Raw genomic sequence first — 16,446 nt, 5'->3', positions numbered from 1 at the left:
CAGATGGCAACGTCCTGGACCAAGACATTACATTCAGATCAACTCGTCAGCCGAAATTACTGTGTCGTAGAGGCCTATATCGGCGCCCAAATGGCGATTTATCCCCGTGTATGACAGACTAGCGTCCTCGTAGCGTTTGAACTTGTAAACTGCGTCATTCATCAGCCCGCTGTTGAATACGCCGAGGCTGACCAGCAGCTCAAAATCTTTGATCGTCAAGCCAGTCACTTTCTTAAAAAGGCCAGGCTCTAGCTGGGTAATGATATCTTTCAGGCTACGCTCACGGTGGTCCGTAAGATACATGAAGATCGGGATACGCGTTGCAAATTTGATCAGCTTTTCCTGAATCTGTTTGCGAACGCTCTTGTATTCCTTTTCTTCCTCACTGAGCTGCTTTTTCTCCCTCGCTGAAAGATCGCGATCGCTGGCTGCGGCTTTGGTATTCTTGACCGATTCCGACTTGTTGATGATCGTCTCGATTTCCTGATTGAGGTTACGAAAACCCTCGATCTTCATCAGCGCCTGCATGGCCGCATCGTTGTTCATCAGGCGCTGCAGGGTATTGTTGTCCACATTGACCAGCAGGGCGCTCTCCCAGCGCCGCGCCAGCAGGGTCGCTGTCGTTCCACTCATCGCCATATCGAGAACACCGGCCGCGTCGATCTGGCGCATCGAGCTCCCGTCATACGCAAGCACGGGCAGGAAATGGATGAATTCCTCGACCTTCCGCTCGGGATTCGATTCGTCAACATTCAGCCGGCAACTGTAGTCGGCCACCTGCTTGAGCGCCCGGTTGGGTGCGAAGTCAAAAACATAGCATTCCTGCTTCACGATTTCCCGCTTAGTCGGAGAGACAGAATCAGGGTTTTGGACCACCCACGGCGTCTGCACGCGGAATGCAGCTTGGAAGTAGCTCTCCGGGCTGGAGATGTTGCGAAGCATCAGGATGCCGGTCCATGGCTTCACCGAAACGCCAGTGGTCAGCTTGCCGCAGGAGAGCGTTATCGACTTCGACTTGAGCGGGTCCTCCATGCCGTCCAGCACCGGCTGAAGCGCGGCGACACCGATACCAGCCCGGCTGCCGGCGCAGACCATGACATTGTAGTCGTGGTAGAAGCGGTTCTGGCGCTCGGACATCAGGTTCTTCATGGCGTGGCATGCCGCGACCGATGGGAGATACCAAAAGGTGTGCGACAGGAGACTGAGAAGACGGGCGTCCGAGAATGGCATTGGTGGCCGTTCCCTGCCCAACCGGAGATCGTCGACTGCCGTGTCCTCGTATGATCCACGGATCAGGTCGAGCCAGCTCTGAACCTCGTTCTTATATTTAAAATGGGCCTCATCTCCTTCGCCTTCGGCGGAAAAGAATGCATTGAGGTCAAATTCGTCGAATTCGCCCTGCATTGCAATCTCGCGGATCGCTTCGGGCAATTGATAGGTCAGCATAACCATGCGCGGCAGCGAAGCATAGGGATTGTCATCGCCTTCCCACTGCTCCTTGGCTCGTTGCTCGTCGGAATAGGTCCAGTTGTAGATCTGCTCCTCGATGAACTCCCCGGACGCGATCGCACGGAATGGGGTTCCGGACAGGTAGAGGTAGGCGCCGGTAGTTATCGGCATGTTTTCCTCGGAGAAATAGTCCAGACCTTCGCCCTCAGCGAACTCCATCTCCTTGCGTCCCTCCGCCTCGAACAGCTCCTTCGCGTTCTCACGCCAAGCACCGTAGTGGTATTCGTCGAAGATCACGCAGTCCCAGTTGGTCGCGTGCACCCATTCGTTCTTGGCCTTGATTCCTCCTGCCGAGTTTTTGCCAAGGAAGTCCTGGAAGGAGCCGAAACACACAATGGGACGAGTCATATCAACATCGTCCTCGGACAGCCCGCCGCGAGACACGAACTGCCACCCTTCGAAGTCGATGTGGCTCTTAAGGTCCTCCTCCCAAGCGTTCTGCACAGCTGGCTTAAAGGTCATGACGAGCACCTTTTTCCATCCCATGCGCTTGGCGAGCTGATAGGAGGCGAAGGTCTTCCCGAAGCGCATCTTGGCGTTCCAAAGGAAATGCGGCGTCTCGCTCGTTCCCTCATCCCGGAAGCTGGAGAAATATCTGGCCGTCTTCTCGACCGCGGCGGCCTGCTCCGGCCGCATTTTGAAATTTTGCGTGCGGCTGTCGTCATTGTCGATGCCTTCGCGCACCGCCAGGATGGCAGCGAGAACATCATCAACTTCGCATTCGAACCATTCGCCGGCCGGGTTGCGGAAGCCCTTCTTCCGCAGGTAGCGATGGATGTCGCGGTCGGTGAAAGAGCCACCGTCGCTCCACACAGCGCTTTCCTCGAGCAGGATCTCGTAAGGCAAATCGCCAGGCCGCTTCGTCGGATATTGCTGCGCGACGCGTCCTTCCACATCGCGTGCTGAGAATCCGATTTTGAGCATACCGTCATATGCAGGGCTCTTGTCTCGATACGCGTAGATTTTGGGTTCGATATCGGGCTTCGGAGGGAAGAAGGTGTCAGGCATCGATTAGGTCCACCTCCAACGGCCGGACCATTGAGTCGATGAAAGCAATCTCTTCGTCGTTAAGGCCATATTTTTCGTAGAGCTCATCATCGGTCCAAACCTTGTCCCAATTCTGCGTTGGAACAAAGGCATAGACTTTTCGCGTTGTGTCCTGGGACGGCTTGTGGAGGAGGATCAAGAGACGGGTCAGCTTACAGGAAAGGTAAGACAGGGCACTATTCGCCTCTTCCTTCGTGTCAAAGGGTCCGATGGCGAGATACGTCTCTGATGAGATCGAGGCAGGTTCACCAAGAAATGGTGTGCTTATGATCCGGTGGGGATATGTATCCTTGTTGCCCGTTCCAGGTGCCGCCCGGCCCGTATAGATTTTCCATTTATCGATGTATTGGCTTCCCGAATTCACGTCGCTTCTTTTTACGAAGCCCGATCCGCCATTCTGGTAAATCTTCAGATCGTCCTCTTGGGACTTTCTGACCCGGCCCTTGAATGTAGTGGGCAGGCCAAAAGGCTTTCGTGAGCTGACTAGGCCATCGAAACGCCTTTCCTGAGGAAGAGAGAGGCGGCTATCCTGTCCAGTTTCCACTTGAACCACCTTTTTGAGGATCGAAAGACCATCATTGAAGCGGATGAACACGTCAGCCCCATCCTCAAGCAATTTCCTTCGCACAGGTTCTGCTGATACCCCGTTGAGATGGGTCGTTACTTCGCAGTCACCCGGATTATCGCGATCCCACAGGAAGATGCAGATGCCTCCTTTCAGACCGACGCCCGGAAAAACATCGGACGCGCTCAGGTAATCATCGATCTTGCGAATCCTGTTGTCGGACAGCATCGTTTCGCGGAAATCGTCCAGCCCCTTTCCTCCCGCAAACCAACGCGCAGGAATAATCATGGACAGATACCGCGGATTAAGCTTCTTCGCCTGCTCCACGAACTTCTGGTAGATAGGCGCGGCACTCGTTCCGAACCCAGAGTCGGCGAGCTGGTAAGGGGGATTGCCGACGATGACATCGAACTTCATGTTGAAAATCTCTTCCGGATGATCGGTGTGTATTAACTGGTAGGCGTGAGTTTCGAATTCAGTTCCGCGATCGAACGCCTCTTTGCTCGCGCCGCAGAACTTGCAGCGTCCATCTTCCCAGGAATGATCGACTTTCTCGAATTTTATGTTCCCGTCCGGGACATCGAATTCGGAGCAGACTGAGTAAGGACCGTCCGCGTTCTTCGAGCAATAGACGGAGCGGCGCGCCAGCAGCGAGGTCAGTTCCGTGATCGCGATGCCGAATAACTGGTGCTTGAAGATGTGGTTGATGCGCTCCTGCTCATCCGGAAATTCGTCCCTCAAGCCCTCGATCAGCCTCTTGGCTATCTCGCGCAGGAATACGCCCGACTTGCTGACGGGATCGAGGAACGTGGCGCTGCTGTCTGACCAGAGGCTTACCGGCAGCTGGTCGAGGATCTGGTTTGCCAGTTCCGGAGGCGTGAACACCTCGTCGTTGCTCAGGTTCGCCAGGCAACTGAGGACGTCGGGATTGTAATTGATCTCAAGCATGCTCAGCCTCGGCCAGCTTCAGATAGTGCGTGAGCGGAAAGTCGCGGACGGGTTTCGGGATGAACGCCTCTTCCCCGAGATCCGAGAACAGGCTCGGTCCATCCATTGGCTGATAGACGAGGAGGTGCGCCAGCGAATAATCGCGTCGTTTCACGAGGCTGCCGTTAACGGGCGACCATTCGGAGAAGACGATCGGTTCGGGATTCCTTCCCACGGTCTTCATGGTCAGGGCGTCGCCACAAATGATATTGCGAGCCAGGACATATGCCGCTGCCGCCCTGCATTCCTCGCGGCATGCATCACCGAAGAGCCTCCGGTAAACTTCGTCGAAGTAGCCGAAAAGCCTGTCTCTGCATTCAGCGACATTGTCTTTCAGCAAGTCCACTCCGTAGACGGAGCCGAGAGCAACGATCGCATACCGTTCGAATTCCAGCTGCCCTTTGCCGTAGCGCTCCTCGACAATTGACAATTTCCGTCGAAGAACTTCGATGAGAAAATTCCCCGATCCGCAAGCTGGCTCTAGGAACCTGCTGTCGATCCGATGAGTCTCTGACTTGACGAGATCGAGCATGGCATTGACCTCCCGCTCGGCCGTGAAAACTTCGCCATGATCTGCGACCCGTTGACGGCTCTTAATGAGGGCACTCATTCGTTCGCGTCCTGTCCAAGGTGATTGCGATTAGATTTAGCGAGCGGCTGGGCGGCATATGGCCGTGTGCCGCCGATATTGGTAAGAAAGCTCGCCAGTTCATTGGCAACCGTAGGCATCGCACGATAAATCACACTACGACCAATCTTTTTTGATTTCACCAGGCCAGCCTGAGACAGTATGGCAAGATGGGCGCTCATTGCCGTGGGAGATGTCTTCGTCGTTTCCGAGATTGCGCCTGCCGCCAAACCCGCATCGCCTGCGTCAATCAGCAGTGTGAACACTGCGAGCCGCGTCTCCTGGCTCAGAGCGCTCATCGCCATCCGGGCCCTCTTCTTTTCCATTCCGCCTCCTGAAACGAAAGCGCAGATCCCGCAAGCGGCAGGAGTCCGCATTCCGTAGTTAAGAGACGTTAATCTACAACATTTCGCGAAGTATTGGAACATTAAAATGATCGTCAGGTTGGCAGATGTCGTCATGATCCGTCCGCACGGTGGCGCCGCTCTCCGCTTTCAGGCGATGTAGAACAGAGTTTGAAACTCCTAGGAATCTCGATCGATCAACCTTTGAAAAATGGGATCCGGCCATGGATAGTCGCCGTCGCCGCCAGGAAAATAAACAATGGAACGAGAGAGGTGGTTGTGGCGATGATCGCTTTTTTGACGCCTTCGTATTTTGAGCACAGGATATCGGCGTTGCGCCAAGTCTGACCGATCAGATCATTGCGGTATTTTTCATCGCTGCACGCGATGACTTCGTCGCGATATCCAACTTCCGTTCGCTTTCGAATCTCGCCAAAGTAGATGAGACTACCTTCGCCTCCTCGGACGTCGGGAAAGTTGGCTTTGAACAGATAGATGTAGGAGGCGCCGAGTAAGGCAACGAAGGCCGCCCCCGGCACGCTTACATACCAAAGCTTCAGATCTTCTGCCGAAACATTTAGAGCACAGATCGCCAGGATCAGCGTGTTCACGCCAAACAATCCGGTTATGCGCGCTTCGACGCGCGGGAAGAAACCAAGCACCCGATCGAGTTGCCGCTGTATCGTCTCAATGTCCTTCATTTCATTTTCCCCCCAGTGCCAATGAATTATCCTCGAAATCCCCTAGCGGGCACGATCGCATCGTTCGGCAGCAGCGGGTCCCCTCACTAAAAACCAGCTTCCAATAATCGTCCAATGCCACGCGGCGCTTTTGCTCCGTGAAGGCGAGATCGACCAGGATCTTGCGCTTCGGACAGTCAGTCCTGAGAGTCTTCACCATACGCCCGCGGGAGCGACGCTGGCAGCCGCGCGGACAGACTGCCCGGCCGTTTATCGGGTGCCCCTTTTTGTCGAACAAGCGCAGTTTGGGATTTGTCAGCCAACTGGGCTCATTAAGTCGCGCGGCGGCATATTCCTCCTCCACCTCAGCTTCAGCAGCCAGATTCAACGCGCGTTCGTGATGCTTGCCTGCATCGCCATGATCGAGCGCATGACCAGGTGGCCAGATGCGGGTTAGAGCCGCGACACCTTGGCAAGCCAAATATTGCCGCAATTGCTCCCACCATTGGGCGGCATCTTCGGCGCTGCGCACGTCGATATATCGCAGGCCCAGACAGAATGTCTTATCTCCCTGGATATGTCGCTCGGGACATCGGATCGGCAGATCGGTGCCAGGAACCTCTTCGCGTGCTTTCGGCTTTGGATTGCCAAAGATATGCAGGCGAAGTCCATTCTTCTCCCAAGGGGTCTTACGAACGCGGGCGGAGCCAAGCAGCGTATCGCTGCTAAGCTTATCAACGGAAAACCAAACTGGGGCGGCGTCAGCCAGATAGCGAAGAGCGGATTTCACCTGTAATCATGCGCTCGCATCGGGGGCGCCGCATCGGGTTCGTGAGCCCGCATGGGATCTGGCTCCGCTCCGGTATTGATATACGGCGAAGGCATCGTTCCCAGCAAAATTTCCGCAGTGTTCGCGTCCAAATTCTGGACTTTGCGCTGGACAGAAAAAGCCTCACGGATGTTCGCGGGTGAAGCCTGATATGCACTCTCGCCCAGCGCAGTTTCGATGCCGCTGCAATCCCGTTGCTCTGCCTCGGAAACACAAGTGGCCCGGCTTGCAGCGACACGGACGCTTGCCTCACCGCGCATTCCGAGCCGGCAGATGGGCGTGGTGCCATAATCGATCCCAATCGCGAGACCGAGGTTATCGATGCCCGGCAGCATGTCGCGGCAGAGTTCGAAAGACGACCGCAAACCGGCAGCCGCTGCGACTGCTGTTTTCATGGTTGCCATCTGGTCAGTCTCGATCCTGTTGCCTTCGGCGACCAGACCATGGATGCAGTCACCAATGTAGCGAACCTTTCGCCCCCCGAAGTCGTCGCGGAGCACTGCTCCCAATTCTGCACGGATAACATGAAGGTTGGCAACGGCCTGCGCGATCTGACCCGTCGCGATCGCATTATCGATGTAGGCGGTGAAGTTATCGACATCGGCAAAAATCGAAGCCAGATCTATCCGTATCGCATTGCTTGGCGGATGGTCGGCGTAGATCACGTCTTTCAATGGCGGTTCTTTGTGGTGGAAGCGGAATACCGCCTCACCGCCGTCATCGTTCTTTCGAGCGTCGAGACTTTCCAAAACCGCAGTATAGGCTTTCTCAAGCCGCTCGTTTCCGCTCCGTTCGACATTCGCGGTCGTGACATTGTCACGCAGATAACCGTATCCGGCATCCTCTGTGATCATCACACTCTTGGCAAGCGGGCTCGGATTTTGGCCCATAGCAGCCGCTGCCCGTGGACTGAGATTTAGACCCTCTTGATCACCATCCGCAAGTTTTGCCGCGTGATTGGCCGGACTGCCTACAAAGAGCGGCTCGCGTTCGTCGCTTCGACCGGAATCGATTGCAACGGCGGGGCCACTGTCGATGCCGATACATACACGGGTTTGGAAGTTGGGATGATCTTCGCCAAGGCGCTCCACCATCTCGCGAAATGCCGCCGCGAAGGTCACCGCAACCCTTACACGCTCGCCCTCGTTTTCAACCCCATCTGGAGCGAGGACCACGGCATGGAGCCGGGATCCGTGAAAATCGACCCGCTGCATTTCAAACTCGTCGATGAGTTCATCGCAGCCACGGTAATGGGCGTGGAGAAATTCTAGGGCGCGGCGGTGACTTGCCTCAGTTTCCCGGCCCGCATCGACCAGCACATCATTGAAGTCGATAAGGTTGGCGTAAACATGAACAGCATTGGTGGTGATCGCCCGGTTTTGAGGGATGTCGATCAATGCAGCTCTTGCGGACGCGTCCAGAGCGGCTCCCTTTTGCACTCGAGCCTCGGTCAGAAAAGACCTGAAGTCCTCGACCTTAATGTCGCCCTCTGGAACGCTCGCCTTAAAATCGGAAATCCTTTTCCGGGCGCGGTCTTCACTCCATGCCATCGCTTGCAGCTCCCTGTTGACCGCGAATCGTAACTCGACAGCGGCCGGATTATAATTAGAACATTACCAGAACGGGTGCCGCATGACTAGATCGCTCCACGAAAGATCATGCCGAAATGGATGTTTCGGCCGATACAGTTCTAGCCGTTGAACGGGCCCCACTCGTTGATATGGTCGCGCAAGATGTTGCATGCAGGAGCCATAAGGGCGGCAGCGTCTTTGCCCGGCTCATAGGTGTAAGGAATCGTGGTGATCCCGCTTAAATCGCTCGGCAATTTAATCTTACCTTCGCGAGGCTCCATGAGAATTGCTCGCTTGCGTCCAAGCCTCCCCATGAAGAGACCGAGCTCGAAAACGACGTTGTCCCGCGGGGTGGGCCAGTCTTGGTTGCGGAAAAGCGTCATATCGTCACTGTGTGCAACGGCGATGGCGAAGTCGGACTCATCTACCGCGCTCTCAAGCGATTCCAGCGGGTAGCTTGCGACCTTGAACACGCCATCGGTCCAGAGTGTCACCAGGAAGCCATCATGTGCCATTGCATTCTGAATGATCCGCGCGACTTCCAGCGCTTCGGCGGAGGAAATGACGAAGACCCTGATTTTCTCGCGATGGTTTCCGACCAGTTTGTTTCGTTCGAGTAAGCGTCGGGCGAGCGATCTGGCGATCACACGATAGATGTCAGAATATCGCGAGGCGAGTTCGGTCGTGTCGGCATGGCTTAGTCTGGCTACTAAGGAGGCCTCCGCAGCGACAACGTCTGCAGATCGAAGCTGAGTTGGTTCGACCACGACCATTTCACCGACGTTGTCTCCTCGGCCCCTAATCGCGACTTCACGGCCGTTGACGATAATTTTGAATGACCCCGCAATGATCAGGAACAGATCGTTATCATCAGCTCCTTGGGTGATGATCGCAGCGCCTTCAGGGACATCTACAAGCTCGGCCTTCGCAGCGATCTCAGCGGCCAGTTCGCGATTGCCGCAAACGATCGCCTGCTGCATCATTGCGTCAAATAGGTTTTCTCGTCCGGCGTCTCCGCGGAAACGGTCGATGAGTGTCGTCACGAGATTTCCTTCCAGTAGGTCGATGAATAGATCGGCTGGCCATCATGCTCGGTCCAGCTCCACTGTCGCCAGATGCCTTCTCCCTCCGGGCCGAGCTTCTGATTGTCGTGTAAAGGATCAAATACCCTCTTTGTTATCCAGGTCGGGCGCCCCTCATCGAGGGCTGTAAGCTTGGCGGCCAAATTTGCTGCGTTCCCGATCCAGACCAAATCATTGTCGCCGCGGACACCGGTTCTTGCAGCGCGGATTTCAGATGTGTCGATTCCTACGATATGACCAAGTTCATAATCGGTTTTCCAATTTGTTTTTAGCTGAGGCTGAATGATGTTTTTCACCGCATAGTTGATCTCGAGAGCACAGTTGACTGCACTGTCGCGCTGCGCTTCGCCTATGAAGACACCCATAACGCGGTCTCCGTCATACGACACGATCGACCCACCACGGTTTCGGATGAGGCGCGACGCCGCGTAGAGGAAAGTCTTGTAAACCTCGCCTGCGAAATCCCACCGATGGCCCTCTACCAAGGCCGTTGACTTATCGAGATCGGCATACAGCACCGTAGCAGTTTCGAAGCGGACGGCATCATTCGTCAGTTTTAGGTCTGCAGCGCTCGGGACAACAGTGCCGTTCCGCACAGTCCAAGTCGAGCCGAACGTATCCTTGGCATTCTTTTTGATATCGTCGGCAACGCTCATACAGCATGTTTTCCTTCGTTAGCGAATTATGTCTCATGACCACGGAAGTCACGCCACTAGGTCCGCTTCCGACCGCACTCACAGTCTTATTATTATCCAAAGCAAGGCGATAATGCTTCTTTCATTTATCATTATACCGATTAAGATGGTCGATACTTTGTTCGTCATGCAAAATAGCTCAAGTCGAGCTACGCGTCTAAACCTAAAGTTTAGCGAAATCGCATCCATATTTTGGATCGGCAAAAATCGCCTTGAAGCCTTTGGCCTTGAGGCGCTCTTCGGCAAGGAGCGTCAAATGCCCGATGTCAGTTGCAACGATGATCTCGCCAATACCGATCCCATTTCGCCGCTAAGCCGTCTCGCACCATCGCGCAGGAAATATCTCCCGATCGGGGCGAAGTGCAAAATGCGGCCGTGCGATTGCCGCCGGCCGAACCAGCTGACCTGCATCGCATAACCGGTCCGACCACGATGACGTGACCTGTGGGTCGCACACCGCTAGCCTTGCCGAGCAATCCGACAAGATGATCGCGTGCCGTGATGGGGTCGGCGGCAGGGCAAGGATGTCCTGGACGACAAGTTCCATCCATCTCGCGAGTGGCGATACCGGAGAGGCGTATATGCGGACCTTCCGCGCACCATATTGGTCCATCGCCGTCCCACACCGCGGTTGGGGTGCAATCGAAGGTCTGCCCCGCGGGGACAATGGCAGCGGCAAGCAGGAGTGTGAACATCATCGCGGTTTGATACCATCGGGCCACGGCTCGTCGATCCCGAATTTCCTGGTTGAGTAGGATGGGACGAATGCGATGTCAGTGGGGTCGGGTCCGGCGCGGCAAACGAACGTGCTGTCGTTGTCCACCTGGTTCAGCACGGCGCTGACGAGCTTTTGCACATTCCAGTCGTCCCGCAATTCGGGGACTGGATGTTTTCCTTTTCCATTCTTCCCGGCACGCATCGTTTTGATGGCTACATAGATACAGGTGCTGAGATAATCGCGATCAACACGGTGCATGTCAGTCGTCAAACAGTCGCGCGCGAATATCCGACGCAGCGGCGTTCAGGGTCGAGGCGCGAGTGCGTAAATCAACGTCGCCCGTTCGCCCTGCGCGATCCTTGAACCGCTCTGCCTTGCCTTCCAGATAATCGGCGATGCGGTCCGCCTCTGGCTTACCGTTGTGACCCGGTGTCATAACTTGGTCGGATCCGTATCGTGGGTCTGCCATTCGCTTAGCGCCCATTCCGCGACGCCGAGCATAAGATAGGGTTCGGCGCGGTTGGGCGCGAGCCGTTCAATCACTCGGCGGGCAGCGCCTTCAGCTTCTCGGCAAGCATTTAGGTGCGCCATATTGAGGCCGAAGTCTGACGGATCAGCGCGATCGAGGACGCCTTTGTCATCCATCGCTTCTAGCGTGAACTGCGCAACGCGAGCTTGCAGGGGCGACACCCCTTGTAGATCGAGCACCGCCAACGCGGCAGCGGTCGCTTCGTCTCTGATCTCGGGTGCAACGTCATCGACGTCCCAAATCTCCAGCCCGCGATATTTGCGGTCGATCGTATCCATTTTTCCACACTCCGACTCGAATCTCTCTTGCCCATTGTTCCTTTTTTGTTCTCTTTTGTCGAGTCATGAGTCGGCAGCTAGTTAACCCCATCAGCGACCTATTCGATGTCGCCTGCAGACACCACACGGTCCAGGTTTCCTGTCAGTGTGGGAATGTCGGCATCTTCGATCCGCACGCGCTGTGGTATCTGTTCGAGCGCAAAGGCTGGAACGATCGGCTACCCGAGGTGCGTAAGCGTATGCGGTGCCTGCAGTGCTATTTTGCGAAACGAAAGCGGACGCTCGCAACGCTCGAATTGGTGAACATTGACCATACGCGGCAGTTGCCGATGCCTGACATCATCGAATGGAAGCGCCAACTACGGCGCCGCCGATAGGAACAGAGCGGCCGAGAGGTAAAGTTGCGCCTTCCCCAGATTACCAATCATTAGGGCGTGGATAGTATGGCGATCCGACGATGGCGAAAGCAGAGGTCGCACTACGTTGGAAGTGAACTATGACAGGATCAGCGCTTCATTGGGATCGCTGCTGTTGGTATGGTCAAGACTGGAAAAGTCTTTGCGCGACGAAGTCATTCGCTTTCATGGCTCCCTGCCGCCACGGGCTCACGGCATTGCAGCCGTCGTGCGAACTTGGGAAAGCGCAGTGATCGCGGCGCATCCAGCCACCTCACTGTGCCCTTCGTTGGCCAAGGTCATGCGATGCCAGCTGCAAGGCCCCCTCGATACGCGAAATGGCTTATGCCACGGCCTGATCGGAATTTCGGCGGCAAATGAGCAAGTGCCGGCCCAATTGCGCTGGGAACTCAACGGCGAAAAGCATTCCATCTCCTGGGAGGATCTGCAGAAGTGTTTTGGGTGGTTATCGCGGCTGCCCCGGGCAATCAGCATAATATCCGACCCATCTTTGGAACGCCCCGGAAGCCGCGCAACAGACACGGCCGAGAACCGGCAATGGTGGCGGTCAGAGTTTGACCTCAAACTGCCAGAAGCATGAAGGCGACACGCTGTAACTCGGAAGTTTGGAAACTTCCGTCGTCTTCCCTCATCGAAACAGTTGACAGACCTCGACCCGGCGCCAGTCTATTCGCATGTGCAATCTCTACACCAACAAATCGACGGTGCAGGAAATGGCTTCGCTTTTCGCGACACCTGCGACCTACGGTTTCAACGCGCCCGCCGACGTCTATCCCCAGTATCCCGGCATTGTCGTTCGCGAAGATCAAGGGAAGCGGGTGCTCGAGCAGATGACCTGGGGCTTTCCGCGGCACTCGATCAACAAGCGGACCGGAAAACCCAACAAGCCGACAGCGACGAATAACGCTCGGGACGACAAATTATGGACCATCTGGCGCCAGTGGTTCACCAATCCTGCTCACCGGTGCCTGATCCCATTCACGGCATTCGCTGAGGCCGAGGGCGAGCCTGGTAAAATGACCCGAACCTGGATCAACGTCGCAGACCAGCCGGTTGCTGCTTGGGCTGGCCTTTGGCGACCCACTGATGAATGGGGTAATGCCTATACCGGCGTAATGGTCGATGCGACCAAAGAACTTTGGGACATTCACGATCGAATGCCGGTGATCTTGCACCCTGACGCACACGAGACATGGCTGCGTGCTGACGCCGAGGAAGCAATGGCCGTCGTGACGCAATATTCGGCGACGAAGCTGACGGTGGAGCGCACCGATGACCCATGGTTCGCCCGCAAAGCACAAGCGACGGAACGTCAGACGTTGATATGAAGCTCCGCATGTGGGCCGAATGATCCGGAAAATTCACTTAAGCCTCGGGGCGATATTTGGAGTGTTCGCTAGATTCTAAGTGCCCAGGCTATTCAGGGAACACCTCGTGCTTGCGGTCAAGCCAAACCAGATAGAACACCGAATCCTCAATGACACCATGCATTCGTGCGGCGTTGCTTCGATCGACCCGAATTTCATGCATCCGATAATCCTTGCCGATCGTGTCGGGCCTTGAGAAACGCTCGGCCAGTGGCGACCCTTTTCGATGTGGAGAGCAAATGCTAGAATTTCGTAACGTCGCGATATTCATAGCCCGCATTTTCTCTAAAACGCCGACGAAACTCTTGAGGTCTGCTTTACCCCACGTCGAAAGACATTCGGTTTCTGCCCTGTAGTGGGCGAAGCTGACCGTTACTCCGGCGTCATCATCCAACGATCTTAAGGATGGAGAAGGATCTTGCTGATCGGTTCGCATGCCGCGCTTGTGAGATTTACGCGGCATTCTTGATCTTCTCCCGGTAAAAGCTCTTCATGGCGGTCTTGGAGATCACTTTGGCGCTGGGCGCGAGAGGAGCAAGACCTTTGCGCGCTGAATGCCAAGGCCCACCCGCCTCTTTCGCAAGTTCGTCGAGCTTGAAGGGCAGGTAGCAACCATAGTCCCTCTGGATACATTCGAGCATTTCCAGCTTGCTGCCCTTGATAGTGCGGCTCTTCTCGATATCCGGGAGGCTTGCGCCATCCAATCGCTCGAAGCGTTCATAGACGGATGGAATTACCGGACCCGTGCCCCAAGCTTCAAATTCCTCCTCAAACATCTCGTGGCCGGTATTCGCCAGATACCAAGCCTGAGCAAAATAGAGCAGACGGTTAACAACGTCAGAGGTGATGACCTCGCCCATTCCGCGATCAATGCGATTGATAAACCAATCTGCGACATCGTGAGCATCGATTTTGCGCGCCATATCTTCCATCTCTTTGTTTTCCTTCCCAAGATGAAACTCAAAACCGAATTTTCGGTAAAATGCTGCTTTATATTTTTGGGCGTGTTCTGATGTCGGCACCGATCGTCATAAATTGAGAAGCCTGACACGCTCGCGGGCATGCCTCTTCAAAAACAGACCTGAAAACGCGTATCGCCTCTACAGTCAGCCAGTTTAAATCGGTTATTCCTCGGAACCTCCACCACGAGCGTGCGTGACAGCCGTCACCGCGAATCAAAGGGTCCCGCCTCCAAAGAAACAGGACTTGCCCATTTCATAGTTAATAGAAATTTACATTCAATACTTCACGAACTATTGAAATATAAACTGAAGTTTCCATATGGTCATTCGTCGGCGGTGTCGCCCCGCTTTTGCATAAGAGGAATTGCCACTTCGGCGACCAGGAGACTTCCAATGGACCTCATGACCATTGCCCCGCAAACCATCCCCGGCAACGCTGCCTCAATCGAAGTAAAGCCGATCGTTCTCGATCCACTTGCGGAAGACTGTCCCTACGGTGACACCGCCATCATTACCACGCGGCGCGCAATTACTCGCGTTGCTCTGGTTGCGGTAGAAACGGGAGGTCGGTTTCAGCGCGAGGGGATCGAGCATGACCCAATGTCATGGATGCTCGCACCGCGGCGGCTGTTTGATGGTAGGGCGGCTATCGACGCGTGCCTCGAGCGCGAGCATTGTCTGCGCAGCATTCTCGTCCATGGGCTGTCACTTGGGCTCGACCTCGCTCCCACGGCTGTTGATACTCTTCTTTCAGACGATGAAGAGGACAAGCGCCGACGATCACGGCAATACATGTCGTCCAAACGAAAGGCGGGGAAAAAGCGTAACCGCTCTGGCCATCGGCCTTTGGCAGCGCCCCGCTTGTTCACGGCGACCATAATCTATTCTGACCGAAATCTGATGCTGCAGGCGTTCCATGCCTCCATCGCCCATGAGCCGTCCGAGATCTCGGCCCGATTGTGTGAACGCTTTGGACATTCGGCGGCAAATGTTGCCGACATTCGCGAAGGTTTTCACCAATCGACACCGGTGGCGATGGCATTGGTGCAGGAGCCCGTCGCGGAACTTATCCGCCGTGTGGCGCCCGAAGCAGATCATCCATTACACAATGATTTCGCAGTGACCATCGAGCAGCGCATCGACGTCTGATCCGAAATCAGGATGGTCGACGCCGCGCCTATGGCGGCACGCGTCGTTTAACCATTAGCCTCAGGCAGCGCTTCGCGGCCTGACAATATTCCCGACCACGTCCGCCGTCCATCACGAGGGCGTTCGGCTCAGGCAAAGTTCCTTCAACGATCGGAGACAACCATGCAGGAGGAGGTTCCTGATCCGGCCGCGCTGTGCGTGCCGAACGGCGATGACGATGTGCGCCTGCTGCGCCGGCTCGATGTCCGCGAGGGCGAGACCGGCGTCGGCGGCCGTGTCGATACCTTTATCGGCGTTGCCGTCGACTGCGAGACAACCGGCATCGGTGATGAGGACGCAATCATCGAACTCGCATTGCGGCGCTTCCGCGTCGACCCCGCTGGCGTGATCGTCAAGATCGACCGGCCATACTCGTGGTTAGAGGATCCGGGATGCGAACTGCCCGAGGACATTGTGCGCCTAACTGGCATTACCAACGCCGACCTGGCCGGCAAATCCATCGACGACGGGGTGGCCCTGCGACTTCTCAAATCCGCTACATTTGTCTGCGCGCACAATGCCTCCTTCGATCGTCGTCATGTCGAACGCCGAATACCAGAAGCTGCGGGGCTCGCGTGGTGCTGCAGCTGCAATGATATCGACTGGCGCGCCAATGGGTTCGACGGCCGGTCGCTGGGGTGGCTTCTTGCGCAGAGCGGATACTTCCACGGTGCACACCGCGCCGTGGACGATGTCGACGCGGTGATCCAAATTCTACGACAGAATATGCCTGATGGCACGACTGCGCTCGCGCAGATGCTCACCACCGCCCGCGCGCCCAGTTGGCGATTCCGCGCGGTCGGCGCCTCCTTTGAGGTGAAGGACTTGCTTCGAATGCGGGGCTACCGATGGGACGCTGCGAGCAATCCGAAATGCTGGTGGCGAGAAGTGCCCGACGCCCGTCGCGCCGAGGAGGAATGGTGGCTCGCCAGTCATGTCTACTCGATGGAGGCCAATCCCCGAGCTCTTGGACCGATCATCGAGCGGCTGACGTGGCGGGAACGCTACGCACCAACAGTGCCATCGAACCGACCGGCATGAACGCTCAGCC

Annotated in this window: 19 protein-coding genes; 4 read left to right on the top strand and 15 right to left on the bottom strand. The window is 56.0% G+C overall.

Features of this window, described 5'->3' with window-relative positions; translation table 11 throughout:
* Window positions 1-33: 33 nt before the first annotated feature.
* The 13 genes from SC1_RS02420 to SC1_RS02355 form a co-directional block, all read right to left on the bottom strand.
* The gene (locus tag SC1_RS02420; protein WP_062177108.1) at window positions 34-2,517 is read right to left on the bottom strand and encodes a GIY-YIG nuclease family protein; all 2,484 of its coding nucleotides are present in this window, start codon (window positions 2,515-2,517) and stop codon (window positions 34-36) included.
* Window positions 2,510-4,069, bottom strand: a complete 1,560-nt coding sequence (locus SC1_RS02415) for an Eco57I restriction-modification methylase domain-containing protein (RefSeq protein ID WP_062177105.1) — start codon at window positions 4,067-4,069, stop codon at window positions 2,510-2,512. The genes SC1_RS02420 and SC1_RS02415 overlap by 8 nt, the downstream gene beginning before the upstream one ends.
* Entirely contained in the window at window positions 4,062-4,718 is a 657-nt protein-coding gene (locus tag SC1_RS02410; protein ID WP_062177102.1) for a hypothetical protein, read from the bottom strand. The genes SC1_RS02415 and SC1_RS02410 overlap by 8 nt, the downstream gene beginning before the upstream one ends.
* Window positions 4,715-5,062 carry a helix-turn-helix transcriptional regulator gene (locus SC1_RS02405; RefSeq protein ID WP_193749083.1) on the bottom strand — a complete coding sequence of 116 codons (348 nt, stop codon included), beginning with the start codon at window positions 5,060-5,062 and terminating at the stop codon, window positions 4,715-4,717. Before SC1_RS02405 ends, SC1_RS02410 begins: the two co-directional genes overlap by 4 nt.
* Window positions 5,063-5,277: 215 nt before the next feature.
* A complete protein-coding gene (locus SC1_RS02400; RefSeq protein WP_062177096.1) occupies window positions 5,278-5,781 on the bottom strand; it encodes a Pycsar system effector family protein in 504 nt (167 codons plus the stop codon).
* Window position 5,782: 1 nt separating this feature from the next.
* Window positions 5,783-6,550 carry an E2 domain-containing protein gene (locus tag SC1_RS21755; RefSeq protein ID WP_152682267.1) on the bottom strand — a complete coding sequence of 256 codons (768 nt, stop codon included), beginning with the start codon at window positions 6,548-6,550 and terminating at the stop codon, window positions 5,783-5,785.
* On the bottom strand, window positions 6,547-8,139 hold the full coding sequence (locus SC1_RS21750) for an adenylate/guanylate cyclase domain-containing protein (protein ID WP_152682266.1): 1,593 nt from the start codon (window positions 8,137-8,139) through the stop codon (window positions 6,547-6,549). Before SC1_RS21750 ends, SC1_RS21755 begins: the two co-directional genes overlap by 4 nt.
* Before the next feature lie 140 nt (window positions 8,140-8,279).
* Window positions 8,280-9,203 (bottom strand): TIR domain-containing protein, encoded by a 924-nt coding sequence (locus SC1_RS02375; protein WP_152682265.1) that lies wholly within the window; start codon window positions 9,201-9,203, stop codon window positions 8,280-8,282.
* Complete coding sequence (locus SC1_RS02370; RefSeq protein ID WP_062177081.1) at window positions 9,200-9,898, bottom strand: adenylate/guanylate cyclase domain-containing protein; 699 nt, start codon at window positions 9,896-9,898, stop codon at window positions 9,200-9,202. Before SC1_RS02370 ends, SC1_RS02375 begins: the two co-directional genes overlap by 4 nt.
* Window positions 9,899-10,203: 305 nt before the next feature.
* On the bottom strand, window positions 10,204-10,635 hold the full coding sequence (locus SC1_RS22355) for a hypothetical protein (RefSeq protein WP_083435878.1): 432 nt from the start codon (window positions 10,633-10,635) through the stop codon (window positions 10,204-10,206).
* Complete coding sequence (locus SC1_RS02360; RefSeq protein WP_062177075.1) at window positions 10,632-10,913, bottom strand: hypothetical protein; 282 nt, start codon at window positions 10,911-10,913, stop codon at window positions 10,632-10,634. The genes SC1_RS22355 and SC1_RS02360 overlap by 4 nt, the downstream gene beginning before the upstream one ends.
* A 1-nt stretch (window position 10,914) precedes the next feature.
* Entirely contained in the window at window positions 10,915-11,091 is a 177-nt protein-coding gene (locus SC1_RS22040) for a hypothetical protein (protein ID WP_156001342.1), read from the bottom strand.
* Window positions 11,088-11,462, bottom strand: a complete 375-nt coding sequence (locus SC1_RS02355) for a hypothetical protein (RefSeq protein WP_062177072.1) — start codon at window positions 11,460-11,462, stop codon at window positions 11,088-11,090. The genes SC1_RS22040 and SC1_RS02355 overlap by 4 nt, the downstream gene beginning before the upstream one ends.
* Before the next feature lie 483 nt (window positions 11,463-11,945).
* On the opposite strand from SC1_RS02355, the gene SC1_RS21745 reads away from it, so the two are divergent.
* Together SC1_RS21745 and SC1_RS02345 are read left to right on the top strand one after the other, a co-directional pair.
* On the top strand, window positions 11,946-12,458 hold the full coding sequence (locus tag SC1_RS21745) for a hypothetical protein (RefSeq protein WP_152682264.1): 513 nt from the start codon (window positions 11,946-11,948) through the stop codon (window positions 12,456-12,458).
* A gap of 94 nt (window positions 12,459-12,552) precedes the next feature.
* On the top strand, window positions 12,553-13,206 hold the full coding sequence (locus SC1_RS02345) for an SOS response-associated peptidase (RefSeq protein WP_062177067.1): 654 nt from the start codon (window positions 12,553-12,555) through the stop codon (window positions 13,204-13,206).
* An 88-nt stretch (window positions 13,207-13,294) separates the two neighbouring features.
* On the opposite strand, the gene SC1_RS21740 is transcribed toward SC1_RS02345, so the two are convergent.
* Window positions 13,295-13,708, bottom strand: a complete 414-nt coding sequence (locus tag SC1_RS21740) for a hypothetical protein (RefSeq protein ID WP_152682263.1) — start codon at window positions 13,706-13,708, stop codon at window positions 13,295-13,297.
* Entirely contained in the window at window positions 13,698-14,267 is a 570-nt protein-coding gene (locus SC1_RS02340; protein ID WP_152682262.1) for a Panacea domain-containing protein, read from the bottom strand. The genes SC1_RS21740 and SC1_RS02340 overlap by 11 nt, the downstream gene beginning before the upstream one ends.
* A 333-nt stretch (window positions 14,268-14,600) precedes the next feature.
* On the opposite strand from SC1_RS02340, the gene SC1_RS22035 reads away from it, so the two are divergent.
* Window positions 14,601-15,356 carry a hypothetical protein gene (locus tag SC1_RS22035; protein ID WP_062177061.1) on the top strand — a complete coding sequence of 252 codons (756 nt, stop codon included), beginning with the start codon at window positions 14,601-14,603 and terminating at the stop codon, window positions 15,354-15,356.
* A 162-nt stretch (window positions 15,357-15,518) separates the two neighbouring features.
* Window positions 15,519-16,436, top strand: a complete 918-nt coding sequence (locus SC1_RS02330) for a 3'-5' exonuclease (protein WP_062177057.1) — start codon at window positions 15,519-15,521, stop codon at window positions 16,434-16,436.
* The last annotated feature ends 10 nt before the right edge of the window (window positions 16,437-16,446 follow it).

The sequence above is a fragment of the Sphingopyxis sp. C-1 genome (genome assembly GCF_001047015.1).
Lineage (GTDB): Bacteria > Pseudomonadota > Alphaproteobacteria > Sphingomonadales > Sphingomonadaceae > Sphingopyxis.
This window is presented reverse-complemented; position numbering and strand designations above follow the sequence as displayed.

Coding starts and splice junctions, on each gene's coding strand:
- SC1_RS22355 (WP_083435878.1), bottom strand. CDS start 10,635: ATGATGTTCACACTCCTGCTTGCCGCTGCCATTGTCCCCGCGGGGCAG.
- SC1_RS02370 (WP_062177081.1), bottom strand. CDS start 9,898: ATGAGCGTTGCCGACGATATCAAAAAGAATGCCAAGGATACGTTCGGC.
- SC1_RS22040 (WP_156001342.1), bottom strand. CDS start 11,091: ATGACACCGGGTCACAACGGTAAGCCAGAGGCGGACCGCATCGCCGAT.
- SC1_RS21750 (WP_152682266.1), bottom strand. CDS start 8,139: ATGGCATGGAGTGAAGACCGCGCCCGGAAAAGGATTTCCGATTTTAAG.
- SC1_RS21740 (WP_152682263.1), bottom strand. CDS start 13,708: ATGCCGCGTAAATCTCACAAGCGCGGCATGCGAACCGATCAGCAAGAT.
- SC1_RS02330 (WP_062177057.1), top strand. CDS start 15,519: ATGCAGGAGGAGGTTCCTGATCCGGCCGCGCTGTGCGTGCCGAACGGC.
- SC1_RS22035 (WP_062177061.1), top strand. CDS start 14,601: ATGGACCTCATGACCATTGCCCCGCAAACCATCCCCGGCAACGCTGCC.
- SC1_RS02360 (WP_062177075.1), bottom strand. CDS start 10,913: ATGCACCGTGTTGATCGCGATTATCTCAGCACCTGTATCTATGTAGCC.
- SC1_RS02410 (WP_062177102.1), bottom strand. CDS start 4,718: ATGAGTGCCCTCATTAAGAGCCGTCAACGGGTCGCAGATCATGGCGAA.
- SC1_RS02355 (WP_062177072.1), bottom strand. CDS start 11,462: ATGGATACGATCGACCGCAAATATCGCGGGCTGGAGATTTGGGACGTC.
- SC1_RS02345 (WP_062177067.1), top strand. CDS start 12,553: ATGTGCAATCTCTACACCAACAAATCGACGGTGCAGGAAATGGCTTCG.
- SC1_RS02400 (WP_062177096.1), bottom strand. CDS start 5,781: ATGAAGGACATTGAGACGATACAGCGGCAACTCGATCGGGTGCTTGGT.
- SC1_RS02415 (WP_062177105.1), bottom strand. CDS start 4,069: ATGCTTGAGATCAATTACAATCCCGACGTCCTCAGTTGCCTGGCGAAC.
- SC1_RS02405 (WP_193749083.1), bottom strand. CDS start 5,062: ATGGAAAAGAAGAGGGCCCGGATGGCGATGAGCGCTCTGAGCCAGGAG.
- SC1_RS02420 (WP_062177108.1), bottom strand. CDS start 2,517: ATGCCTGACACCTTCTTCCCTCCGAAGCCCGATATCGAACCCAAAATC.